General features: G+C 72.1%; 18 protein-coding genes. 17 read left to right on the top strand and 1 reads right to left on the bottom strand.

The window, feature by feature from the left end; translation table 11 throughout:
- Window positions 1-104: 104 nt before the first annotated feature.
- The 8 genes from ACIOMQ_RS27710 to ACIOMQ_RS27675 all read left to right on the top strand — a co-directional run bounded on the left by ACIOMQ_RS27710 (window position 105) and on the right by ACIOMQ_RS27675 (window position 9675).
- Window positions 105-1049, top strand: coding sequence for a LysR family transcriptional regulator (locus ACIOMQ_RS27710; protein ID WP_362205433.1), 945 nt, complete (start codon window positions 105-107; stop codon window positions 1047-1049).
- Between the two features lie 217 nt (window positions 1050-1266).
- A complete protein-coding gene (locus tag ACIOMQ_RS27705; protein ID WP_402190849.1) occupies window positions 1267-2424 on the top strand; it encodes a uroporphyrinogen-III synthase in 1158 nt (385 codons plus the stop codon).
- 41 nt (window positions 2425-2465) lie between these two features.
- Window positions 2466-2840, top strand: a complete 375-nt coding sequence (locus tag ACIOMQ_RS27700; RefSeq protein ID WP_402190809.1) for a DUF4259 domain-containing protein — start codon at window positions 2466-2468, stop codon at window positions 2838-2840.
- Between the two features lie 23 nt (window positions 2841-2863).
- Window positions 2864-3430: a GNAT family protein gene (locus tag ACIOMQ_RS27695; protein WP_362205387.1), complete on the top strand. Its 567-nt coding sequence runs from the start codon at window positions 2864-2866 to the stop codon at window positions 3428-3430.
- Between the two features lie 284 nt (window positions 3431-3714).
- The gene (locus tag ACIOMQ_RS27690; RefSeq protein ID WP_402190807.1) at window positions 3715-4413 is read left to right on the top strand and encodes a CGNR zinc finger domain-containing protein; all 699 of its coding nucleotides are present in this window, start codon (window positions 3715-3717) and stop codon (window positions 4411-4413) included.
- A 103-nt stretch (window positions 4414-4516) separates the two neighbouring features.
- A complete protein-coding gene (locus ACIOMQ_RS27685; protein WP_362205381.1) occupies window positions 4517-6970 on the top strand; it encodes a UvrD-helicase domain-containing protein in 2454 nt (817 codons plus the stop codon).
- 520 nt (window positions 6971-7490) lie between these two features.
- A complete protein-coding gene (locus tag ACIOMQ_RS27680; protein ID WP_362205378.1) occupies window positions 7491-8927 on the top strand; it encodes an NAD-dependent malic enzyme in 1437 nt (478 codons plus the stop codon).
- A gap of 466 nt (window positions 8928-9393) precedes the next feature.
- Window positions 9394-9675: an HU family DNA-binding protein gene (locus ACIOMQ_RS27675; protein ID WP_003968811.1), complete on the top strand. Its 282-nt coding sequence runs from the start codon at window positions 9394-9396 to the stop codon at window positions 9673-9675.
- Between the two features lie 195 nt (window positions 9676-9870).
- On the opposite strand, the gene murA is transcribed toward ACIOMQ_RS27675, so the two are convergent.
- Window positions 9871-11211, bottom strand: a complete 1341-nt coding sequence (gene murA / locus ACIOMQ_RS27670; RefSeq protein ID WP_362205375.1) for a UDP-N-acetylglucosamine 1-carboxyvinyltransferase — start codon at window positions 11209-11211, stop codon at window positions 9871-9873.
- Window positions 11212-11499: 288 nt separating this feature from the next.
- Here murA and ACIOMQ_RS27665 point away from each other — a divergent pair, with 288 nt between their 5' ends.
- The 9 genes from ACIOMQ_RS27665 (at window position 11500) to ACIOMQ_RS27625 (ending at window position 23161) form a co-directional block, all read left to right on the top strand.
- Window positions 11500-12099 carry a YqgE/AlgH family protein gene (locus ACIOMQ_RS27665; RefSeq protein WP_362205372.1) on the top strand — a complete coding sequence of 200 codons (600 nt, stop codon included), beginning with the start codon at window positions 11500-11502 and terminating at the stop codon, window positions 12097-12099.
- Window positions 12100-12129: 30 nt separating this feature from the next.
- A complete protein-coding gene (locus tag ACIOMQ_RS27660; protein ID WP_072484142.1) occupies window positions 12130-12423 on the top strand; it encodes a DUF3039 domain-containing protein in 294 nt (97 codons plus the stop codon).
- A 211-nt stretch (window positions 12424-12634) separates the two neighbouring features.
- Window positions 12635-13939: an extracellular solute-binding protein gene (locus tag ACIOMQ_RS27655; protein WP_362205369.1), complete on the top strand. Its 1305-nt coding sequence runs from the start codon at window positions 12635-12637 to the stop codon at window positions 13937-13939.
- A 2-nt stretch (window positions 13940-13941) separates the two neighbouring features.
- Window positions 13942-14910 (top strand): carbohydrate ABC transporter permease, encoded by a 969-nt coding sequence (locus tag ACIOMQ_RS27650; protein WP_402190803.1) that lies wholly within the window; start codon window positions 13942-13944, stop codon window positions 14908-14910.
- Window positions 14907-15755 carry a carbohydrate ABC transporter permease gene (locus ACIOMQ_RS27645; protein WP_362205363.1) on the top strand — a complete coding sequence of 283 codons (849 nt, stop codon included), beginning with the start codon at window positions 14907-14909 and terminating at the stop codon, window positions 15753-15755. The genes ACIOMQ_RS27650 and ACIOMQ_RS27645 overlap by 4 nt, the downstream gene beginning before the upstream one ends.
- A gap of 4 nt (window positions 15756-15759) precedes the next feature.
- The gene (locus ACIOMQ_RS27640; protein ID WP_362205360.1) at window positions 15760-17421 is read left to right on the top strand and encodes a beta-N-acetylhexosaminidase; all 1662 of its coding nucleotides are present in this window, start codon (window positions 15760-15762) and stop codon (window positions 17419-17421) included.
- Window positions 17422-17742: 321 nt separating this feature from the next.
- Window positions 17743-18639, top strand: coding sequence for a xanthine dehydrogenase family protein subunit M (locus ACIOMQ_RS27635; RefSeq protein ID WP_072484141.1), 897 nt, complete (start codon window positions 17743-17745; stop codon window positions 18637-18639).
- The gene (locus tag ACIOMQ_RS27630) at window positions 18636-20828 is read left to right on the top strand and encodes a 2Fe-2S iron-sulfur cluster-binding protein (protein WP_402190801.1); all 2193 of its coding nucleotides are present in this window, start codon (window positions 18636-18638) and stop codon (window positions 20826-20828) included. Before ACIOMQ_RS27635 ends, ACIOMQ_RS27630 begins: the two co-directional genes overlap by 4 nt.
- Entirely contained in the window at window positions 20825-23161 is a 2337-nt protein-coding gene (locus tag ACIOMQ_RS27625; protein WP_401268408.1) for a xanthine dehydrogenase family protein molybdopterin-binding subunit, read from the top strand. Before ACIOMQ_RS27630 ends, ACIOMQ_RS27625 begins: the two co-directional genes overlap by 4 nt.
- Window positions 23162-23586: the final 425 nt, after the last annotated feature.

Here is a 23586-nt window from a genome sequence, read left to right as displayed (position 1 = left end):
CGATTAACGCATCTGTGTTGTAAATTCTTGGTGTGTCCTCCTCCGCTGCCGACCCGGGCACCCCCCGGACGCACCCCCATCCCCGTACCCCCACCGACCCCCGGCTGCTCCGCGCCTTCGTCGCCGTCGCCGAGGAGCTGCACTTCACCCGTGCCGCCGCCCGGCTCTACGTCGCACAGCAGGCGCTGAGCCGGGACATCCGCCGGCTGGAGCGCGAACTGGGTGCGGAACTCTTCGTACGCACCACCCGGCAGGTCTCCCTCACCGCCGACGGCGAGCGGCTCCTGCCGCACGCCCGGCGGGTGCTGGAGGCGCACGACGATCTTGCCGCGGCCTTCGCCGACCCCGCCGCCCGGCCGCTCTTCGTCGACCTCAACACCGACGGCATGGCGGCCGCCCGGGTACTGGCCCGCGCCCGGGAACTGGCTCCCGCCTGCGAGCTGATGGCCCGCTTCGAGAGCGGGCTCACCTGGGCCGCGGGCGAGATCCTCGCCGGGCGGCTCGACGTCTCCTTCGGCCGCGCCGCCGGACTCGACCCCGCGGTGCGGGCGCGGCTCGGTGTACAGCCGGTGCGGTACGAGCCGATGGCCGTGCTGCTCCCGGCCGCTCACCCGCTCGCCGCGCACGAGACCGTCGCCCTGGCCGACCTGGCCGGTGAGACCGTGTACGCGGGCGCCGGGAACCCGCGCACCAGGGAATGGACGGACCTCGCCCGGCTGCTTTTCGCCGAGTGGGGCATCGAACTGGCACCGCCCGTCCCGCTCGCGGTCGGCGTGGCCGAATTCCAGCGGGTCATGGCGAAGTCGCGCCAACCTGTTCTGTGTGTCGTCGACTTCCCTCCGATACCGGGCACCGTGGTGCGTCCGCTGGTACGCCCCGTACCGGTCTCCCCGCTCCTGCTGGTCTGGCGCAGGGGGCTGCGCCACCCCGGCCTCGATGCCCTGCGCGAAGCCGCGGCCCGGCTCGGTTCCGAGGAGGACTGGCTGGTGCGGCCCGGCGGGAGCTGGCTGCCCCGGCCCGACGCGGCGCTCATGCTGGGCACCGCCTGACCGGTGAACCGGGAGCGGTATACCTTCGCCGGACCGGGACCACCGCACCCGGACCCGCCGAGCCGCGGACCGGCGGTGCCGCGCGTGAGCACGACGGTTCGGTGCCGTCGGACGTAACGTGCGGGACATACGGATGAACCAGGTCCGTCACGTGCCGTTGGCAGGCTCGGCCGTCGGCACCATCGGGCAGCAGCGGGACGAGAGCCGGGTAGACCACATGCACGAGGACGAACACCACGGGCCGCTCGCGGGCTTCACCGTCGGGGTCACCGCCGCGCGGCGCGCGGAGGAGTTCGGCGCGCTGCTGGAGCGGCGCGGCGCCGCCGTCGTGCACGCGCCCGCCCTGCGGACCGTGCCGCTCGCCGACGACACCGAACTCCTCGCCGCCACCCGGGGAATCGTCGGCTCCGCCCCCGACGTGGTCGTCGCCACCACCGCCGTCGGCTTCCGGGGCTGGATCGAGGCCGCCGACGGCTGGGGTCTCGGCGACCGGCTGACGGCGGTCCTGCGCGGCGTCGAGCTGCTGGCCCGCGGTCCCAAGGCCAAGGGCGCCGTCCGGGCCGCCGGGCTGACCGAGGCGTGGTCACCCGCCTCCGAGTCCATGGCCGAGGTGCTGGACCGGCTCCTGGGCGAGGGCGTGGAGGGCCGCCGTATCGCCGTCCAGCTGCACGGCGAACCGATTCCCGGCTTCATCGAGTCGCTCCGCGGCGCGGGAGCCGAGGTGATCGCCGTACCCGTCTACCGCTGGGAGGCCCCCGAGGACATCGCGCCCCTCGACCGGCTGCTCGACACCATCCTGGCCCGGGACCTGGACGCCCTCACCTTCACCAGTGCCCCGGCCGCCGCGTCACTGCTGGGCCGGGCCGAGAGGCGAGGGCTGCTCCCGGAGCTTCTGAGCGCCCTGCGGGACGATGTCCTCGTGGCCTGCGTCGGACCGGTCACCGCCGTCCCGCTGCGGGCCCGCGGGATCGGCACCGTCCAGCCGGAACGCTTCCGGCTCGCCCCGCTCGTCCAGCTGCTGTGCCGCGAACTCCCCGCCAGGGCGCACACGTTGCCGCTCGCCGGGCACCGGGTCCAGATCCGCGGCCACGCCGTGGTCGTCGACGGCGCACTGCGCCCGGTGCCGCCCGCGGGAATGGCCCTGCTGCACACCTTGGCCCGCCGGCCGGGCTGGGTGGTGTCCCGCGCCGACCTGCTGCGCGCGCTGCCCGGCGGCGGCGCGGACGAACACGCGGTGGAGACGGCCGTGGCGAGGCTGCGTGCGGCACTGGGCGCGCCCCGCCTCGTCCAGACGGTCGTCAAGCGCGGCTACCGGCTGGCGCTGGACACGCCGGGGGACGGTCCTGCCGGTGCTCCCGTTGTCGGTCCCGGTTGATAGAACCGGCGCAGACGGCCGACGAGGGAGAGGGAGGGCCCATGGGCACCTGGGGCAAAGGGAATTTCGACAGTGACGCGGCCGCGGATCACCTGTCGGACATCACCGGACGGCTCGTCTCGGAGATCGAGGAGGCGATGGCCGGCGACCCCGTCGGCCTGGAGCCCGACGAATACTGGGGTGTGGCCGTGCCGTGCAACGTCGAGCTGCTGTGCCTGATCGGGGAGCAGCACCACGTCGGCGCGCGGGTGCCGGAGACGGCGGTGGTCGAGGACTGGAAGAAGACGTTCATGGACGTGTGGGAGCGGACCATCGACGGCCTGGAGCCCACGGCCGGGCACAAGGAGGAAAGGCGCACGGAGCTGATCCGCACCTTCGACCGCCTGGCGGCGCTGGCCGTGGAGAACGAGGGCTGAGGGGGCCGGGGTAGCGTGATCGGATGATCGACGACATACACCGGATCGACGCGGAGGTACGACTCCGCCCCGCCACCCCGGCCGACGCCGCCTCCCTCGCCGCGGCCCTGACCCGCAGCCGCGCGTACATGCGGCCCTGGGAGCCCGAGCGGCCCGACGTCTTCTACACCGAGCGGGGGCAGCAGGAGCGGCTGGCCGGGATGCTCGCGGACCGGGAGGCGGGACGGGCGATGCCGTGGGTGCTCGCCGACGAACAGGACCGCGCGGTGGGTGGGTTCAACCTCACCGCCATGGTGCTCGGGCCGTCCCGCAGCGCGATTCTCGGCTACTGGATCGATGTCGAGTACGCGGGCCGCGGTCTGGCCACGGCCGCCGTGCAGCGGGTCTGCGAGGTGGCCAGGGACGGGCTCGGCCTGCACCGGGTCGAGGCGGGGACGATGCTGGACAACGTGGCGTCGCAGCGGGTGCTCGCCAAGTGCGGTTTCGAGCAGTACGGACTGGCCCCGCGCTTCCTGCACATCAACGGCGACTGGCGCGACCACCGGATGTTCCAGCGGATCCTCTTCGACGGTTCGTCGTTGACCGTGTGAGGCCCGTCCGGGGCCGTTGATCCCCGGACGGCCCGAGGGCGGCACGGCGCGCAGCTCGGGATCGCGGCACGCCCCGATCAGGGGCGTACCGGCCGTCGGGCGGCCGCGGCCCGAGCAGGAGCGGGCCGGTCCCGGGGCGGGCGGCGCGGAGCTCGCTGCCCATCGGCACACCGTACGGCCCCGCACACCGGCCGACCCGCGCGGCAGCAGGGGTTCCGGGGTGGCGCCCCGAGGAGCACTCTGGGGGAGACCTCGACCGGAGACCCCGAGGCGGTGACTCACGCATGGCGGCGGGCAAGCGCTCGTACGACTGGCGGTTCGACTCCGGGCGCCCCTGCCTGGACCTGGTGGCCACGGGGACCGGCACCTCCGGCGCCTGCGAACTGCTCGACGGCGCCGAGCGGCTCGCGGAGTGGCTGGTCGCCTCCGGACTCGTGCCGGGCGGCACCCGCCTCGATGCCGTGGACGACACCTGGGTGGTGCGCTTCCGGCAGCTGAGGACCGGCGTCGAGCGTCTGCTGGCCGCGGAGCTCGGCGGCCGCGGGGCCGAAGGCGCCCTGGAGGGGGTCAACGCGCTCGCCGCGGCCGCCCCGCCGGGACTGCGGGCCGTGCGCGGCAGGAGCGGCACGCTGGTACGGGCCCTGAGCGCCGATCCCGAATGCGGCGAGCTGCTGGCCGCCGTCGCCCGTGATGTCGTCGAGCTCCTGACCGATCCCGTGGCGCGGGCCGGACTGCGCCGCTGCGAGGCCGACAACTGCCGGCGCCTCTACCTGGACACCTCGCGCGGCCGCCGGCGCCGCTGGTGCTCCAGCGAGGTGTGCGGGAACCGGGAGCGGGTGGCCCGGCACCGGCGCAGGGCGGCGGCGGTGGCGGCCGTGGACGCGGCCGTGGACGCGGTGGAGGGGGCGGACGCGGGAGCGGGCGTACCGGAGAGAAACCTGAAACCGGTCCGAACGGACCGCGGCCCTTCTCCGTACGCCTGATCGAGACCCTGCCGTGTCATTTCGATACGCGCGGCAGGTGCGCGGCGGGCCCCCCTTCGCATAAGGTTGACGGCTGCCCAATGCACGTCAGAAGGGGGCCTCGGTGGCCGCGCAGGATGCCGCTGTCGATTCGTTGCGGGACCGGGAAATCGGTGTCGAGCAGGAACATCTCGACCGTGTCTATCACCGCCTCGAAGAGAAGATCCACGAGGCGGAATTTCTCATGGACGACGCCGTCAAGCGCGGCCAGGTCGGTACCCCGGGGGCGCTCGCCGAGCGCGACGCCCAGGTGTTCCGGGCCGGAGTCCACCTCAACCGGCTGAACAGCGAGTTCGAGGACTTCCTCTTCGGAAGGATCGACCTGCTGCTCGGCAAGGACGGTGAACGCGGCCCGGACGGCGCGTACACCTCCGTCGAACCGGCCGACGACGCCGTACGCGACGACCAGTCCGCCGACATCGCGGAGACGCTGCACATCGGCCGGATCGGAGTCCTCGACTCCGACTACGCGCCGCTGGTCATCGACTGGCGCGCACCGGCCGCCGCCCCGTTCTACCGGTCGACGCCGAAGGAACCGGGCCGGGTGGTACGCCGCCGGGTCGTCCGCTCCAAGGGCCGCAGGGTCCTCGGTGTCGAGGACGACCTGATGCGCCCCGAGCTGACCGCCTATCTGGGCGGCGACAGGCTCCCCGTCATCGGCGACGGCGCCCTGATGGCGGCGCTCGGCCAGGCCCGCAGCCACACCATGCGGGACATCGTCTCCTCGATCCAGGCCGAACAGGACCTGGTGATCCGGGCCCCCGCCGCCTCCGTCACCGAGGTCTCCGGCGGCCCCGGCACCGGCAAGACGGCCGTCGCCCTGCACCGTGCCGCGTACCTCCTCTACCAGGACCGGCGGCGTTACGCGGGCGGCATCCTCGTCGTCTCGCCGACCCCGCTCCTCGTCGCGTACACCGAAGGGGTGCTGCCCTCGCTGGGCGAGGAGGGGCAGGTCGCGATCCGCGCGGTCGGCTCGCTCTCCGACGAGGCGGCCGGAGTCGAGGGCGCCACCACGTACGACGAGCCCGCCGTCGCCCGGATCAAGGGCTCCTCCCGGATGCTCCAGGTGCTGCGCAAGGCGTCACGCGGTGCCCTGGAACAGCCCGGCACCCGCCGCAGGGCGGCGGACCGGAACGGCCAGCTGTCCTTCGGTGACGAAGTAGACGGAGCAGAGGGAACAGCGGGAGCAGAGGCAGCAGACGGAACAGCCGGAACAGCGGGAGCGGACGGCGGAACCGGCGGGGCTCCGGCCACCCCCACCCGGCTGCGGGTCGTCGCCTTCGGCGCCAGGGTCGAACTGGACGCCGACGAACTGCACCGCATCCGGCAGTCCGTCCTCGGCGGCACCGCCCCGGTCAACCTGCTGCGCCCGCGCGCCCGCAGAATGCTCCTGGACGCCCTGTGGAACAAATCCTCCGGCCGGGGCCGCTACACCGACCCCGAACTGGCCGCCGAACTGCGCTCCTCCTTCGACGAGGACGTCGCCACCGAGGCCCCCTTCCTGGACTTCCTGAACGCCTGGTGGCCCGAGCTCACCCCCCGCGGGGTGCTCGCCGCGATGGCCGACGAGAAGCGGCTCGGGCGCTGGGCGCGCCGGGTGCTCAACCAGGGCGAGGTGCGCCGCCTGGCCCGCTCCCTGAAGCGGCTCGACAAGGGGGGCAACGGGCCGCTCTCGGTGCACGACGTGGCGATCCTCGACGAGCTCCAGACGCTGCTGGGCACCCCGCACCGGCCGAAGAAGAAGCGCGAACTCGACCCGCTGGACCAGCTCTCCGGTCTGGAGGAGCTCATGCCGCAGCGCGAGGAGACCCAGCGCGAGCGGGCCGAGCGGCTGGCCGCGGAGCGTACGGAGTACGCGCATGTCATCGTCGACGAGGCGCAGGACCTCACGCCCATGCAGTGGCGCATGGTCGGCCGCCGCGGCCGGCACGCCACCTGGACGATCGTCGGAGACCCGGCGCAGTCCTCCTGGTCCGATCCGGACGAGGCCGCCCGCGCGCGCGACGAGGCGCTGGGCAACCGGCCGCGCCGCCACTTCACCCTCACGGTCAACTACCGCAACCCGGCGGAGATCGCCGAGCTGGCCTCGAAGGTCCTGGCGCTCGCGATGCCCGGAATGGAGTCACCGGCCGCGGTCCGCTCCACGGGCGTGAAGCCGCGCTTCGAGACCGTACGGGACGGCGATCTGGCCGCTTCGGTGCGCGAGGAGGCGCGGCGGCTGCTGGCCGAGGTGGACGGCACGGTGGGGGTGGTCGTCGCGATGAACCGCCGGGCACAGGCCCGCGACTGGCTGGCCGGCCTCGGCGAGCGGGTGGTGGCCCTGGGCAGCCTGGAGGCGAAGGGCCTGGAGTACGACGCCACGGTGGTCGTCTCGCCCGCGGAGATCGCGGACGAGTCCCCGGCCGGCCTGCGGGTGCTGTACGTGGCGCTGACACGGGCGACGCAGCAGCTCACGGTGGTCTCGGGGGAGCGGGACCTGCCCGACGAGGACGGCGTCCCGGACCTGCTGAGGGACTGAGGCGGGGCCGGGCCGGAGCGGAGGCACCGCCGGGCGGACGGATTTCCGAACCGATCCGTCCCGCAGGAATCACTTCTGCGGGGTCTTTGTTAGCCTGGTGTCGGCACCGGCTCGATCCAAGCCCCCGGGCCCAACCTTCGTCGCTTCGAGCGACCACTTGCCGCGAGGCGAGCATGGCGGGTCGGTGCCGCTTGACCAAGAAGACAGACCCGCGTCACCTTCCGGTGGCGCGGGTCTGTTCTTGTTTACGGGTCCTGTTGTTTACGGGTCCGGCGTGGCCCGACGGGGCCCGGTGGGCCGGTGCGGGCCTCGCGAACCCGGTGGGCCTCGCGAACCCGGTTCGGCCGGAGGCGGTGGGGGTTCCGCCGAAGCGGTCATATCTCGTATGGTGGAAACCACTTTCCGAAACGTGGCAGTCATTACCGGCTACCGGCCAGTAGGTGCGACGATCGGGAAGCGTGACCGAGGTGAGCGCCCCGGCCGCGCGGCAATGAAGCTAAGGAAAGCGAAGGACTCGGCCATGGCAACGGCGCCCAGCGTCTCGTACTCGATGACGGTCAGGCTGGAGGTGCCCGCGAGCGGCACAGCGGTCTCCCAGCTCACCACGGCCGTGGAGTCCTCCGGCGGTTCGGTCACCGGCCTCGATGTGACCGCCTCCGGCCACGAGAAGCTGCGGATCGACGTCACCATCGCGGCCACCTCCACCGCGCACGCCGACGAGATCGTCGAGAACCTGCGCGGCATCGAGGGCGTCGTGCTGGGCAAGGTCTCCGACCGTACGTTCCTGATGCACCTCGGCGGCAAGATCGAGATGGCGTCCAAGCACCCCATCCGCAACCGTGACGACCTCTCGATGATCTACACCCCGGGTGTGGCCCGGGTCTGCATGGCGATCGCCGAGAACCCCGAGGACGCCCGCCGCCTCACCATCAAGCGCAACTCCGTCGCAGTTGTGACGGACGGCTCCGCGGTGCTCGGCCTCGGCAACATCGGCCCGATGGCCGCCCTTCCGGTGATGGAGGGCAAGGCGGCCCTCTTCAAGCGGTTCGCCGGCATCGACGCCTGGCCGATCTGCCTGGACACCCAGGACACCGACGCCATCGTCGAGATCGTCAAGGCGATCGCCCCCGGCTTCGCGGGCATCAACCTGGAGGACATCTCCGCACCCCGCTGCTTCGAGATCGAGGCACGGCTGCGCGAGGCCCTCGACATCCCCGTCTTCCACGACGACCAGCACGGCACCGCGATCGTGGTCCTGGCCGCGCTGACCAACGCGCTGCGCGTGGTGGACAAGGGAATCGGGGACGTACGGATCGTCATGTCCGGCGCCGGGGCGGCCGGTACGGCCATCCTGAAGCTCCTCATCGCCGCGGGCGTCAAGCACGCCGTCGTCGCCGACATCCACGGCGTGGTGCACGCGGGCCGCGAGGACCTGGTCTCCGCCGACGCCGACTCGCCGCTGCGCTGGATCGCCGACAACACCAACCCCGAGTCCGTCACCGGCACGCTCAAGGAGGCCGTCGTGGGCGCCGACGTCTTCATCGGCGTCTCCGCCCCGAACGTGCTGGACGGCACCGATGTCGCCGCCATGGCCGACGGTGCGATCGTGTTCGCGCTCGCGAACCCGGACCCCGAGGTGGACCCGGCAATCGCCCGCCGGTCGGCGGCAGTTGTCGCCACCGGCCGCTCCGACTTCCCGAACCAGATCAACAACGTGCTGGTCTTCCCGGGGGTCTTCCGCGGTCTGCTGGACGCCCAGTCCCGCACCGTCAACACGGAGATGATGCTCGCCGCGGCGGGCGCCCTCGCCGAGACCGTCGCCGAGGACGAGCTGAACGCGAACTACATCATCCCGTCGGTCTTCAACGACAGGGTCGCGGGAGCGGTCGCCGGTGCCGTCCGCGACGCGGCCAAGACGGCGGGCGGCGCCGCGCCGTCCCAGGGCGGCCTCGGCTGAGACCGCCCACCGCCGGCCCCCGCACGGCCCCGGCCGGCGGTGCGCACGGCGGTGGTGCCCCCGGTGGTCCCGGCCGGGACCACCCGCGCGCCGACCCCCGCACGGCCCCGGTCGGCGGTGCGCACGGCGGTGGTGCCCCGCACGTTGGTCCGACGTACGGCGCGTCGCGGGTCGCGGCGCCCCAAACGCCCCTTTAGGGTGGGCGGGCGGCGCGTCCCGCAGAGCCCCGCATCCGCTGCGGACCGCTTTCGGGGAGTCGACGGAACGTCACCACGACGAGGCGAGGGTGCCTTTCGTGCGACTCCGGAGGGTGCCGGATTGGCTTTCCCGCCGCAGGTGGGGGCAGGATGCGTAATCGGGCGCGAGGGTCTGGAGACAGACCCGGGTCCGGGGACTGTCCGAGGGCCCTGGCAGCATCGGCTTCGATCTCACGCCTCACAGGCAAGAAGAACACGGGAGTAACAACATGAACCGCAGTGAGCTGGTGGCCGCCCTGGCCGACCGCGCCGAGGTGACTCGCAAGGACGCCGACGCCGTGCTGGCCGCCCTCGCCGAGACCGTCGGTGAGATCGTCGCCAAGGGCGACGAGAAGGTCACCATCCCCGGCTTCCTGACCTTCGAGCGCACCCACCGTGCCGCTCGCACCGCTCGTAACCCGCAGACCGGCGACCCGATCAACATCCCGGCCGGCTACAGCGTGAAGGTCTCCGCGGGCTCCAAGCTCAAGGAAGCCGCCAAGGGCAAGTAAGCCCCACAGGCGCAATGAAGGGCGGTCACCCGACCAGGGTGACCGCCCTTCCGCGCACCGGCCCGAGAGGGCCCGTTCTGGCCCTCTGCCGCCCTCGTCGAGCGGGTCTCCGCGCCCCGGCCCGGGCCGCGGACGGGAAACGGGGGCCCGGGGCAGCGCCCCGAACCCCCGTCAGCAGCCCCGCGGCCGCCCGTCTCAGACCAGCGCGCCGCCCGGCAGCTCCACCTTCGCGCCGAGCTTCTCCAGCTTCTCCATGAAGTTCTCGTAGCCGCGGTTGATCAGGTCGATGCCGTGCACCCGCGACGTGCCCTGTGCCGCCAGGGCGGCGATCAGGTACGAGAATCCACCGCGCAGGTCCGGGATGACCAGATCCGCACCCTGCAGTCTCGTGGGTCCGGACACGACCGCCGAGTGCAGGAAGTTGCGCTGCCCGAAGCGGCAGTCGGAGCCGCCCAGGCACTCGCGGTAGAGCTGGATGTGCGCGCCCATCTGGTTGAGGGCGGAGGTGAAGCCGAGCCGGGACTCGTACACCGTCTCGTGGACGATGGACAGGCCCGACGCCTGGGTCAGGGCCACGACCAGCGGCTGCTGCCAGTCGGTCTGGAAACCCGGGTGCACGTCCGTCTCCAGGGCGATGGCGTTCAGTGCGCCGCCCGGGTGCCAGAAGCGGATGCCCTCGTCGTCGATCTCGAACGCGCCACCGACCCGGCGGAAGGTGTTCAGGAACGTCATCATCGAGCGCTGCTGTGCGCCCCGTACGTAGATGTTGCCCTCGGTGGCCAGTGCCGCGGACGCCCAGGAGGCCGCCTCCAGGCGGTCCGGGATCGCCCGGTGCGTATAACCGTCCAGCCGGTCGACACCGGTGATCCGGATCGTCCGGTCGGTGTCCATCGAGATGATCGCGCCCATCTTCTGCAGTACGCAGATGAGGTCCTCGATCTCCGGCTCCACGGCCGCGTTGGACAGTTCGGTGACGCCCTCGGCGAGCACGGCCGTCAGCAGCACCTGCTCGGTGGAGCCCACCGACGGGTACGGCAGCCGGATCTTCGTGCCGCGCAGCCGCTGCGGGGCCTCCAGGTACTGGCCGTCCGCCCGCTTCTCGATGGTCGCGCCGAACTGCCGCAGCACGTCGAAGTGGAAGTCGATCGGCCGGCCGCCGATGTCGCAGCCGCCGAGTCCCGGAATGAACGCGTGACCCAGCCGGTGCAGCAGCGGGCCGCAGAAGAGGATCGGGATGCGCGACGAGCCCGCGTGGGCATCGATGTCGGCGACGTTGGCGCTCTCGACATGGGTCGGGTCCAGGATCAGCTCGCCCGGTTCGTCACCCGGCCGGACCGTCACGCCGTGCAGCTGAAGCAGACCCCGGACCACCCGCACGTCGCGGATGTCGGGCACATTGCGCAGCCGGCTGGGCCCGCTGCCGAGCAGCGCGGCGACCATTGCCTTCGGCACCAGGTTCTTGGCGCCTCTGACGCGGATCTCGCCCTCCAGCGGGGTTCCGCCGTGGACAAGCAGGACATCGTCTGTGCCGGTCATGAATCTCGCGTTCCGGAGTGGTCGGGCAGGGGGCCAACCGAAAGGGTAATGGCCCGCGGCCCCCCTTCCGTAAGAGGACGGGGGGTGCGCGAACGTCATGAATTCGCCACAACACGCTCTGCTCCCCCACTCTTGCGGAGGGTTACCGTCCGCAAACGCCTCCCAGGGGTGCGCTCCCCATGCGTCCGTGCGCCCTGAGCTGCGCCCTGAGCCGGGCGCGGCTCTCCCCGGTGACCGGTCGGCCCGCTTGGTGCCCGCGGAGACCGAAGATGCGGGATCATTTCTGCCATGACCGAGGTGTCCTCGCTCACAGGGCGACTGCTCGTGGCCACACCCGCGCTCGCGGATCCGAATTTCGACCGCGCGGTGGTGCTGCTCCTCGACCACGACGAGGAGGGCTCACTCGGCGTGGTCCTGAACCGGCCGACCCCGGTCGGCGTGGGCGACATCCTCACGTCGTGGGCCGGTCTGACCGGTGAACCGGGTGTCGTCTTCCAGGGCGGCCCGGTCTCGCTCGACTCGGCACTCGGTGTGGCCGTCATCCCCGGCGACGAAGGCCCCTCCCCGAGCGCGCGGCCCCGCTCGAACCGGGCGGACCCCGTCGGCTTCCGCCGGGTGTACGGGGCGATCGGCCTGGTGGACCTGGAGGCCCCGCCGGAGCTGCTGGCCGCGGCGCTCGGCTCGCTGCGGATCTTCGCCGGGTACGCCGGCTGGGGCCCCGGGCAGCTGGAGACGGAACTGTCCGAGGGGGCCTGGTACGTCGTCGAGTCCGAGCCCGGAGACGTCTCCTCCCCGCGTCCGGAGCACCTCTGGCGGGCGGTCCTGCGCCGCCAGCGCAGCGAACTGGCGATGATCGCCACCTATCCGGACGACCCTTCGCTGAACTGATCCGCCGGGCTTTCAGTACCCTTGGCGGTTATGAGCACTCTTGAGCCCGAGCGCGGGGCAGGTACGGGCACCCTCGTAGAGCCGACGCCGCAGGTGTCGAACGGCGACGGCGACCACGAGCGCTACGCCCATTACGTCCAGAAGGACAAGATCATGGCGAGTGCCCTGGAGGGCACCCCCGTGGTCGCACTGTGCGGAAAGGTCTGGGTACCGGGCCGCGACCCGAAGAAGTATCCGGTCTGTCCCATGTGCAAGGAGATCTACGAGTCCATGGGCGCCGGCGGCGACAAGGACAAGGGCAAGGGCGGCAAGGACAAGAAGTAGTCCGGGGCCGTTCGGCCACCATTGCTTCGGGCCCCCGGGGCGCGCGTCATGCGCGCCCCGGGGGCTTTTCGCGTTGCACGGGCTGCGTCACCGGGTCACAGAGTGGTTGAGACCACTTGTCGGCGTCTGCGCACGCACCTACTCTCCTGCCAGTTGTGCAGAACGAAATGCATGTTGCGCATGTTGCAACGCCTACCGGTAGGGGTTCCGCATGAAGCTGTCTGCCCGAATTGCCGCCCCGGCCGCGGCGCTTGTGCTGGCGGGTCTCACCGCCACCGCCTGTGCGCCGCAGACCTCCGGCACCGGGGCCGAGGGGGACGAGAAGACCGGCACGCTGCGCGTCTGGCTGTTCCAGGAGGTCGGGAACAAGCCCAAGGAGCAGGTCGTCGACGCGGCGGTCGCGGAGTTCGAGAAGGCCCACAAGGGCGCGAAGGCCGAGGTCGAGTACATACCGGTCGACACCCGGGCCCAGCGCATCAAGGCGGCGTTCAACGACCCGAAGAGTGCCCCGGACCTCATCGAGTACGGCAACACGGACACCGCCGGATACGTCAGGGACGGCGGACTCGCCGAGGTGGGCGCGGAGTTCGCCGCCCGGGACGAGGCCAAGGACACCGACCCGACGGCCAAGCAGTCCGTGACGGTCGGCGGCAAGGTCTACGGGGCGCCGCTCTTCGTCGGCGTACGCGCGCTGTACTACCGCACCGACGTCTTCGAGGACTTGGGGATCGGGGCCCCCAAGTCCCAGGCCGAGCTGATCTCCACCGCGAAGAAGATCCACAAGAAGAAGCCGGACCTGTACGGGCTGGTGGTCGGCGGTGCCTACACCTATGGCGCCCTGCCGTTCATCTGGGCCAACGGCGGCGAACTGGCCGACGAGAGCGGTGGTACGTACAAGGCGGCCATCAACAGCGACAAGGCCCGCAAGGGCATCGAGGCGTACACCTCGCTCTTCGGCGACGACAACTGCCCGGCCGCCAAGTGCGCGGCCATGGGCGGCAACGCGACCATCACCGCCTTCGCCTCCGGCAAGGCCGCCATGGCGATCGGCGGCGACTTCAGCCACGCCGCCGTCGAGGCGGGCGCGGTGAAGGGCAGGTACGCGGTGGTGCCGCTGCCCGGCGTCGCGGAGGGCTCCATCGCCCCCGCGTTCGCGGGCGGCAACAACATCGGCGTACTCAGGAGCAGCTCGCACCGCACCCTCGCAGTCGAGCTGATGAAGTCCCTGACCGGGAAGCGGACCCAGGCGAAGATGTTCGACGCGATGGGCTTCCTGCCCACGTACACCGATGTGCGGGCCGCGGTCGCCAGGAAGGAACCGTTCGTCGAACCGTTCGTCAGGACGCTCGGGGCGGGCGCCAAGTTCGTCCCGGCCTCGCCCGGCTGGGGCGGGATCGACTCCTCGCTGGTCCTGCCGACGATGTTCCAGGAGATCGTCAGCGGCCGCAAGGACGTGGCGAGGGCCTCGGACGACGCGGCGAAGAAGATGGACGCGGCGTTCTCCGACGCGGGCTGACGATGACCGCGAACAGTACGGCGTACAAGGCGCCCGGCACCCCGGGGGCGGGCGGCACGTCCCCCCGGGCGCCCCGCCGCCCGGCCTCGCCCGCGCGCCACCCCGGCTGGACCCCCTGGCTCTACCTCCTGCCCGCGCTCGTCCTCCTCGGCGGACTGCTGGTCTACCCGATCTTTCAACTCGGCCTGATCTCCTTCCTGGAGTACACCCAGGCCCAGGTCAGCGGCGGTGAACCGACCACCTTCCAAGGGTTCGGGAACTACGCGGCGCTCTTCGCCGACAGCCAGTTCCGGCAGGTGCTCCTGACGACCGTGGTCTTCGCCGCGGTCTGCGTACTGGCCACCCTGCTGGTCGGCTGCGCGCTCGCCGTCCTGCTCACCCGGGTCCGGGCCGTGCCGCGCCTCGCGCTGATGATGGCCGCGCTCGGCGCCTGGGCGACCCCCGCGATCACCGGTTCCACCGTCTGGGTGTTCCTCTTCGACCCGGACTTCGGCCCCGTCGACCGGGTGCTGGGACTCGGTGACTTCTCCTGGACGTACGGGCGCTACAGCGCCTTCGCCCTGGTGCTTCTCGAAGTCCTGTGGTGCTCGTTCCCGTTCGTGATGGTGACCGTGTACGCGGGCATCCGGGCGATCCCCACCGAGGTGCTGGAAGCGGCCGCGCTGGACGGGGCCTCGCAGTGGCGGATCTGGCGGTCGGTCATGGCCCCGATGCTGCGGCCGATCCTCGTCGTCGTCACGATCCAGTCGATCATCTGGGACTTCAAGGTCTTCACCCAGATCTATGTCATGACGAACGGCGGCGGCATCGCCGGCCAGAACCTGGTGCTCAACGTGTACGCGTATCAGAAGGCGTTCGCGTCCTCGCAGTACGGCCTCGGCTCGGCGATCGGCGTCGTGATGCTGGTGATCCTGCTGGCCGTCACGCTCCTCTATCTGCGCCTGGTGCGGCGTCAGGGGGAGGAACTGTGAGCGCACGGAGCGTGCCGCGCATCCGCCGTCCCGGCCGGCTGGCCGCCGAGGCCGCGACCCTGCTGATCGCCGCCGCGGTCGCCTTCCCGCTGTACTGGATGGTTCTCTCCGCCCTCAAACCGGCCGGCGAGATCCAGTCGGCGAACCCCCGCCCGTGGACGCTGTCACCGTCCCTGGACTCGTTCCGCCGGGTCTTCGAGCAGCACGACTTCGGGCGGTACTTCCTCAACAGCCTGCTCGTCGCCGGCACGGTCGTCATCGTCTCCGCGCTGATCGCCTTCCTGGCGGCGACGGCCGTGACCCGGTTCAGATTCCGCTTCCGCACCACGCTGCTGATCATGTTCCTGGTCGCGCAGATGGTGCCGGTCGAGGCGCTGACCATCCCGCTGTTCTTCCTGATGCGGGACTTCGGCCAGCTGAACACGCTCGGCTCGCTGATCCTGCCGCACCTCGCCTTCTCGCTGCCGTTCGCGATCTGGATGCTGCGCGGCTTCGTCAAGGCCGTCCCGGAAGCACTGGAGGAAGCCGCCTGCGTCGACGGCGCGAGCCGCACGCGCTTCCTGTGGCAGATCCTCTTCCCGCTGGTCTTCCCCGGCCTGGTGGCGACCAGCGTCTTCTCCTTCATCTCGACCTGGAACGACTTCCTGTTCGCGAAGTCGTTCATCATCAGCGACATCTCCCAGTCGACGCTCCCGATGGCGTTGCTGGTCTTCTTCAAGCCCGATGAGAACGACTGGGGAGGGATCATGGCAGCCTCGACGGTGATGACCATTCCCGTGCTGGTCTTCTTCGTACTCGTACAGCGCCGCCTGGTCTCGGGACTGGGCGGAGCGGTAAAGGACTGACCCCATGGACATGGAACTGATTCCGGCCCCCGTGCACATCGGCGGCTGCGCCGACACCGGTGACGAGGGGCGGGCCGGATTCGTGCTGGACCCGTCCACCACCCTCACGGCGGCCCCGGGCACCGAGAACACCGAACGCTGGCTGCGCTCCACGCTCGGAGCCGCCTTCGGCCTGCCGCTCGCACCGGGTGGCAGGGACGCCGAGGGCGCCGCGAACACCGTCCGGCTCTGCCTGGACCCGGCCCTGGAACCCGAGGGCTACCGGCTGTGCGCGGGACCGGCCACCGGCGTCGAGATCACCGGAGGGAGCGCCGCCGGAGTCTTCTGGGGCGCGCAGACCCTCCGTCAGCTCCTCGGGCCCGAAGCCTTCCGCCGCGCACCCGTCAGCCCCGGCAGCGGGCCCGTCGTCCCCTTCACGGACATCGAGGACGGCCCCCGCTTCGCCTGGCGCGGCATGATGCTCGACGTGGCGCGGCACTTCCTGCCCAAGGACGACGTCCTGCGCTATCTCGACCTCCTCGCCGCGCACAAGCTGAACGTCTTCCACTTCCACCTCACCGACGACCAGGGCTGGCGCATCGAGATCAGGCGCTACCCCCGGCTCACCGAGGTCGGCTCCTGGCGGTCCCGTACCAAGCACGGACACCGGGCCTCCGAGCTCTGGGACGAGACCCCGCACGGCGGTTACTACACACAGGACGACATCCGCGAGATCGTCGCGTACGCGGCCGAGCGGCACATCCGGGTCGTCCCCGAGATCGACATCCCGGGCCACTCGCAGGCCGCCATCGCCGCCTACCCCGAACTGGGCAACGCCGACGTCGTCGACACCACCGCCCTCTCCGTCTGGGACACCTGGGGCATCAACGCGAATGTACTCGCCCCCACCGACAACACCCTGCGCTTCTTCGAGGGCGTCCTCGAAGAGGTCCTGGCGCTCTTCCCCGCCGCCACCTCGCCGTTCATCCACATCGGCGGCGACGAGTGCCGCAAGGACCAGTGGAAGGACTCCCCGGCCGCCCAGGCCCGGATCGAGGAATTCGGCCTCGCCAACGAGGACGAGCTGCAGTCCTGGATCATCCGGCACTTCGACACCTGGCTCACCGCCCGCGGCCGCCGGCTCATCGGCTGGGACGAGATCCTCGAAGGCGGCCTCCCGGCGGGCGCCGCCGTGTCGTCCTGGCGGGGGTACGGGGGAGGCATCACGGCCGCCGAGGCCGGCCACGACGTCGTGATGTGCCCGGAACAGCACGTCTACCTGGACCACCGTCAGGACGGCGGCCCCGACGAGCCGATGCCCATCGGCTTCGTCCGCACCCTGGAGGACGTCTACCGCTTCGAACCCGTACCCCCGGGCCTCTCCGAGGCGGCGGCCCGTCACATCCTCGGCACCCAGGCCAATGTCTGGACCGAGGTCATGCAGAACCGGTCCCGCGTCGACTACCAGGTCTTCCCGCGCCTCGCGGCGTTCGCCGAGGTCGCCTGGTCCCCCCTGCCCGCCTCCGCCGACCGCGACTTCGCGGACTTCGAACGGCGCATGACCACGCACTACGCCCGGCTCGACGCCCTCGGCGTCGACTACCGGCCGCCGGGTGGGCCGTTGCCCCGGCAGCAGCGCCCCGGCGTCCTCGGACGCCCCCTTGAGGGACCGCCCCCGAACGTGTGATTCCGGCTGCGCCCCGGGTCCGGCCGTCACGCTCCCGTGAGCGTGGCGGCCGGCGGTCATTGTCCGGAACGCGCCCCTGGAGCGCACCCCCACCGGAACGGAAGAACCCGCACAAGGCTCGCTGAACAGTGGCAATTCGCGCTCTGTGTCGAAGCGGGGCGAATCAGGACCATCGTCCTGCTCGGGGACGGATACGCCCTTCGTGGACCCTCGCGTCGGTCCGATCGGAAGATGTGCCAGAGTTGCCACGTCCAGGCTGTGAGCACGTACCGTACGGCGAAACGAGCCGGACAGCCGGGACACCGGGAAGGGGCAGCTGGGTTGACCACGCACGCACCGCAGGCGACGCAGTCCGTGACGCTGCCGGCCTCGCTCGACGAGGCCGTGGCGGCACTCGGCGCCATGCCTGCCGCCGTTCCTGTGGCAGGCGGGACAGACCTGATGTCGGCCGTCAACAAGGGGCTGCTGCGCCCCTCGGGGCTGGTCGGCCTCGGCCGGATCAGCGAGCTCCGCGGCTGGCACTACCAGGACGGCCACGCCCTGCTCGGCGCCGGACTCACCCACGCACGCATGGGGCGGCCCGACTTCGCCGCCCTCATCCCCGCCCTGGCCGCGTCCGCGCGCGCCGCGGGCCCGCCCCAGATCCGCAACGCCGGCACGCTGGGCGGCAACATCGCCACCGCCGCCCCGACCGGCGACGCCCTGCCGGTGCTCGCCGCCCTGGAGGCCGAACTCGTCATCGCGGGGCCGGGCGGCGCCCGCCGCGAGATCCCGGTCTCGCACCTGCTGGCCGGCCGCGACATGCTCGAACCCGCCGAACTGATCGGCTTCGTCCGGGTACCGCTGCTGCACGCCCCCCAGGTCTTCCTGAAGGCCACCGGCCGCACCGGTCCCGGCCGCGCCACCGCGTCCGTGGCGATCGTCCTCGACCCGGCCCGGCGCGGGGTGCGCTGCGCGGTCGGCGCCATCGCGCCGATGCCGCTGCGGCCGCTGGAGGCCGAACGCTGGATCGCCTCACTGATCGACTGGGACGGTGAACGGGGCCTGGCACCGGACGCGCTGGCCGCTTTCGGCGAGTACGTCGCCGCGGCCTGCATCCCGGACCAGGCACCGCCCGCCGACGGGGGAGAGGCGCCACCGCTGCCCCCCGCCGTACTGCATCTGCGGCGCACCGTCGCCGCGCTGGCCCGACGCGCGCTGGGGAGGGCACTGTCGTGAGCAACGAGGACCGCAACGAACAGCACGGGCAGCGGGAGCAGCCGCAGCACGGGCACTGGCAGCCGACGCCGCAGGGCGGCGAGTACGACGCCGAGGCGACCGCCTTCGTCCACCTGCCGCCGGAGGACCTGGCGAACATCCCGCTGGCCGCGCCCGGCCAGGGCTACGTACCGCCGATGATCCTGCCGCTGACCCCCGCGGCCGGCCTCGACCCGGCGGCCACGGGCAGCTGGGCCGTACCGACGCAGAACCCGCAGGAACAGGCCACGGGGCCGGAGCAGCCGGCACCCGGCGCGGTGCACTGGCCGGACCCGAACGAGCAGCAGACGCAGTACGGGTACGAGTACCCGTATCAGGAGCAGTACCGGGAGACGTCGGCCGCGACGGGCCAGTGGAACTTCACGGAGTCCACCGAGTTCACCGGTCACGTCGACCACACCGGCCACACCGACTACGGCGTTCAGCCCGGTCACGTCGACCACACCGGTCACGTCGACCACACCGGTTACGGTGTTCAGCCCGGTCACACCGACCACGATGGTCAGCTCGGCCACACCGACCACGGCGGTCACGGCGGTCACGTCGACCACGGTGTTCAGCCCGGTCATACCGACCACACCGACCACGGCGACCAGGGTGTCCAGCCGGGCCGGACCGGCCACGGTGGTCACGTCGACCACACCGGCAACGTCGATCACGTCGACCAGGTCGGCAACGTCGACCACGCCGTTCAGCCCGGCCACACCGGCCAGTGGACGATCCCGGTCGCCGACGGTGACCTCCCGGAGGAGTCCGGCGAGTTCGCGGCCTCGGCGCTGGCCGCCCAGTGGTACGCGGACCGGACTCCACCGGCCACGCTGCCGGGCGGTGCCCCCGCGCCGTGGGCGGCCCAGCAGCCGGTCGCGGAGCCCGAGCCCGCGGTGGGGCCGGAGCCCGCACCCGGTGCGGACATCGAGCCGGAGCACGCGCCGGGAGCCGATTTCGCACCTGCCGCGGAGTCCGCGGCGGAGCCTCCCGAGACGCCCTCGGCGTCGCACCCCGTGGCCCACGGGGATGCTCTCCGGGTCTCCGAGGCGGCCACACCGGAGACGGCCGGCGAGGACGCCCCCGTACCCGCTGCCGGAGACACGGGAGACGTCCCCGTGCTCGCTGCCGGAGGAACGGGAGACGTCCCCGTGCTCGGAGCGGACCTTGCGCAGGCCCCGGCCCCCGACACCGCCGTGGCGGAGGACGCCTCTGCCGAACACCCGGTGGAGGCCGCGTCCGAGGACCTCCCGGCCGAGCCGTCGCCCGACGCGCCACCACTGGACACCTCGCCGGACGCCCCGTCGGACGCCCCACCGCTCGAAGCAGAGCTCCCTGAGGACCGGCTCCCCGAAGGCCGGCTCCCGGAAGCGCAACTCTCCGAAGGACAGCGTGCCGAGGGGCAGGATTCCGAGAGGCAGCTCTCCGAGGAACAGCTTCCCGACGGGCAACTCCCCGAGTCTCAGCCGCTCGAAGCCCAGGCCGTCGAGGCCCAGCTCCCCGAGGCCGGGCTCCCCGAGGCCCAACTTTCCGAGTCCCAGGCTGCCTTCGACGTTCCCAGCGAGCACCCGGCAGCCTCTTACGTCCTGCATGTGAACGGCGCCGACCGCCCCGTCACCGACGCCTGGATCGGCGAGTCGCTCCTCTACGTGCTGCGCGAGCGCCTCGGCCTCGCGGGGGCCAAGGACGGCTGCTCACAGGGTGAGTGCGGGGCCTGCAACGTCCAGGTGGACGGCCGTCTGGTCGCCTCCTGCCTGGTCCCCGCGGCGACCGCGGCCGGCAGCGAGGTCCGTACGGTCGAGGGCCTGGCCGTGGACGGCGAGCCGTCCGACGTCCAGCGCGCCCTTGCCAAGTGCGGGGCCGTCCAGTGCGGCTTCTGCATCCCCGGCATGGCGATGACCGTCCACGACCTGCTGGAGGGCAACCACGCCCCCAGCGAACTGGAGACGCGTCAGGCGCTCTGCGGCAACCTCTGCCGCTGCTCCGGCTACCGGGGCGTCCTCGACGCCGTGAACGAGGTCATCGCGGGCCGCGAGGCAAGCGCCGACCCCGCCGCCTCGTCGGACTCCCCGTCCCCGGAGTCCGACGAGGTCCGCATCCCCCACCAGGCGGCCCCGGACGCCCGTAGCATTCAGCCGCACCCGCAGGACGGAGGCATGGCGTGAGCAACGACGCAGCCACCGCTGCCAACGCGACCAGCACACGGATCACCACCCCACCGGCAGAAGGATCCGACGCCGAGCCGTCCGCGCTCGGCCTCGGCGTCTCCCTCCCGCCCGCCGACGCGCGTGCGAAGACCGAGGGCACCTTCCCGTACGCAGCCGACCTCTGGGCCGAGGGCCTGCTGTGGGCGGCCGTACTCCGCTCCCCGCACCCGCACGCCCGCATCCTGTCCATCGACACCTCGGGTGCCGTCGAGATGCCCGGGGTCCGGGCCGTCATCACGCACGAGGACATCCCCGGGGAGAAGGCGTACGGGCGCAGGGTCGTCGACCGCCCGGTCTTCGCGTCCGACCTGGTCCGCCACCACGGCGAGCCGATCGCCGCGGTCGCCGCCGACCACCCCGACACGGCCCGGCTCGCCGCCGCGGCCATCACCGTCGAGTACGAGGTCCTCGAACCGGTCACCGACCCGGAGAAGGCCTTCGCCGCCGAACCGCTGCACCCCGACGGCAATCTGATCCGCCACATCCCGCTGTGCTACGGCGACCCGGAGGTCACCGGCGAGGTCGTCGTCGAGGGCCTGTATCGCATCGGCCGCCAGGACCCCGCCCCGATCGGCGCCGAGGCCGGACTCGCGGTGCCCCGCCCCGACGGCGGCGTGGAGATCTACACCGCCTCCACCGACCCGCACACCGACCGCGATCTCGCCGCCGCCTGCTTCGGCCTCGAACCGGACCGGGTGAAGGTCGTCGTCACCGGCGTCCCCGGCGCGACCGGCGACCGCGAGGACCCCGGCTTCCAGCTCCCGCTCGGCCTGCTCGCGCTGCGCACCGGCTGCCCGGTCAAACTGGCCGCCACCCGCGAGGAGTCCTTCCTCGGCCATGCCCACCGCCACCCGACGCTGCTGCGCTACCGCCACCACGCGGACGCGGAGGGCCGGCTGGTGAAGGTCGAGGCGCAGATCCTGCTCGACGCGGGTGCGTACGCCGACGCCTCGTCCGAGTCGCTGGCCGCGGCGGTCGCGTTCGCCTGTGGCCCGTACGTCGTCCCGCACGCCTTCATCGAGGGCTGGGCGGTCCGTACGAACAACCCGCCGTCGGGCCATGTGCGCGGCGAGGGCGCCATGCAGGTCTGCGCGGCGTACGAGGGCCAGATGGACAAGCTGGCCGCCAAGCTCGGCATCGAGCCGGCCGAGCTGCGCCTGCGCAACGTCCTGTCCACCGGCGACATCCTCCCCACCGGTCAGACGGTGACCTGCCCGGCACCGGTCTCCGAACTCCTCACCGCGGTACGGGACTTCCCCCTCCCCGCTCTGCCCAAGGACGCCCCGGAGGACGACTGGCTGCTCCCCGGCGGCCCGGAGGGCGCGGGCGAGCCCGGCGCGGTGCGCCGAGGGGTCGGCTACGCGATCGGCATGGTCCACATGCTCGGCGCGGAGGGCGCCGACGAGGTCTCCACGGCCACGGTCCGGGTCCACGACGGCATCGCCACGGTCATCTGCGCCGCGGTCGAGACGGGCCAGGGCTTCTCGACCCTCGCCCGCCAGGTGGTCCAGGAGACGCTGGGGATCGAAGAGGTCCACGTGGCGTCCGTCGACACCGACCAGCCCCCGGCGGGCCCGGCGACGCACGGCCGCCACACCTGGGTCTCGGCCGGAGCGGTGGAACGCGCCGCCAAGATGGTCCGTACGCAGCTGCTCCAGCCGCTGGCCCACAAGTTCGGCATGTCCACGGAGCTGCTGCAGATCGCCGACGGCAAGATCACCTCGTACGACGGGGTGCTGTCCACGACGGTCATGGAAGCGATGGACGGCAAGGAACTCTGGGCCACCGCCCAGTGCCGCCCCCACCCGACCGAACCCCTGGACGCGTCGGGCCAGGGCGACGCCTTCGTCGGCCTCGCCTTCTGCGCGATCCGCGCGGTGGTGGACGTCGACATCGAACTCGGCTCCGTCCGGGTCGTGGAGATGGCGATCGCCCAGGACGTCGGCCGGGTCCTCAACCCGTCCCAGCTGGCGACCCGTATCGAGGCGGGCATCACCCAGGGCATCGGCGCCGCCCTCACCGAGAACCTCCGCAGCGCCCGCGGCCTGATCCGCCACCCCGACCTCACCGGCTACGCGCTCCCGACCGCCCTGGACGCACCGGACATCCGCATCGTCGAACTCGTCGAAGAACGCGACGTGGTGGCCCCCTTCGGAGCCAAGCCCGCCTCGGCGGTCCCCGTGGTGACGTCCCCCGCAGCAGTGGCCGCAGCGGTACGGGCCGCCACCGGCCGCCCGATCAACCGCCTCCCCATCCGACCCCAGGCGGCGGTGGCGGCCCCCAAGTCCTGAGGCCCGCACCGATGATGTGATCCGGCATCGAACGGCCTGCACACCGTGGCCGTCGAAGGGGCGTTTGACCACGACCTCGCACACGCCCCGGCCGGGCGGGGCGGGCCCGGTCGTGCCGCCTCGGGTGGGCTCGGGTGGGCTCGGTCCAGCGGCAGACCGCGGGACGGGGGCAGGTCACCCCCTTGCCGCATCGTGTGGCATCACATGGCGTCGAGTGGCGCGGCTTGGCGCCATCCCAGTGCCATCCGATGCCGTCCGGCGTCACCCGGTGCCGCCTGGTGTCGTCCGCTGCCTTTCCGTGCCCCGTCAGGCGCGGGCGCGCGCGTGGCGCCACGATCAAGCAGATAAGCGCCAAGACGTTTTCGCAGGTCAGCGCGGTTAGGTCAGGTGTCGGCCCGGGAATGTTCCCTTACGCCTTGCGAGTG

Origin of the sequence: Streptomyces sp. NPDC087845, assembly GCF_044742755.1 — a bacterium.
GTDB lineage: Bacteria > Actinomycetota > Actinomycetes > Streptomycetales > Streptomycetaceae > Streptomyces.
Note: the sequence above shows the minus strand (reverse complement) of the source record. Positions and strands in the feature narration are given on the sequence as shown.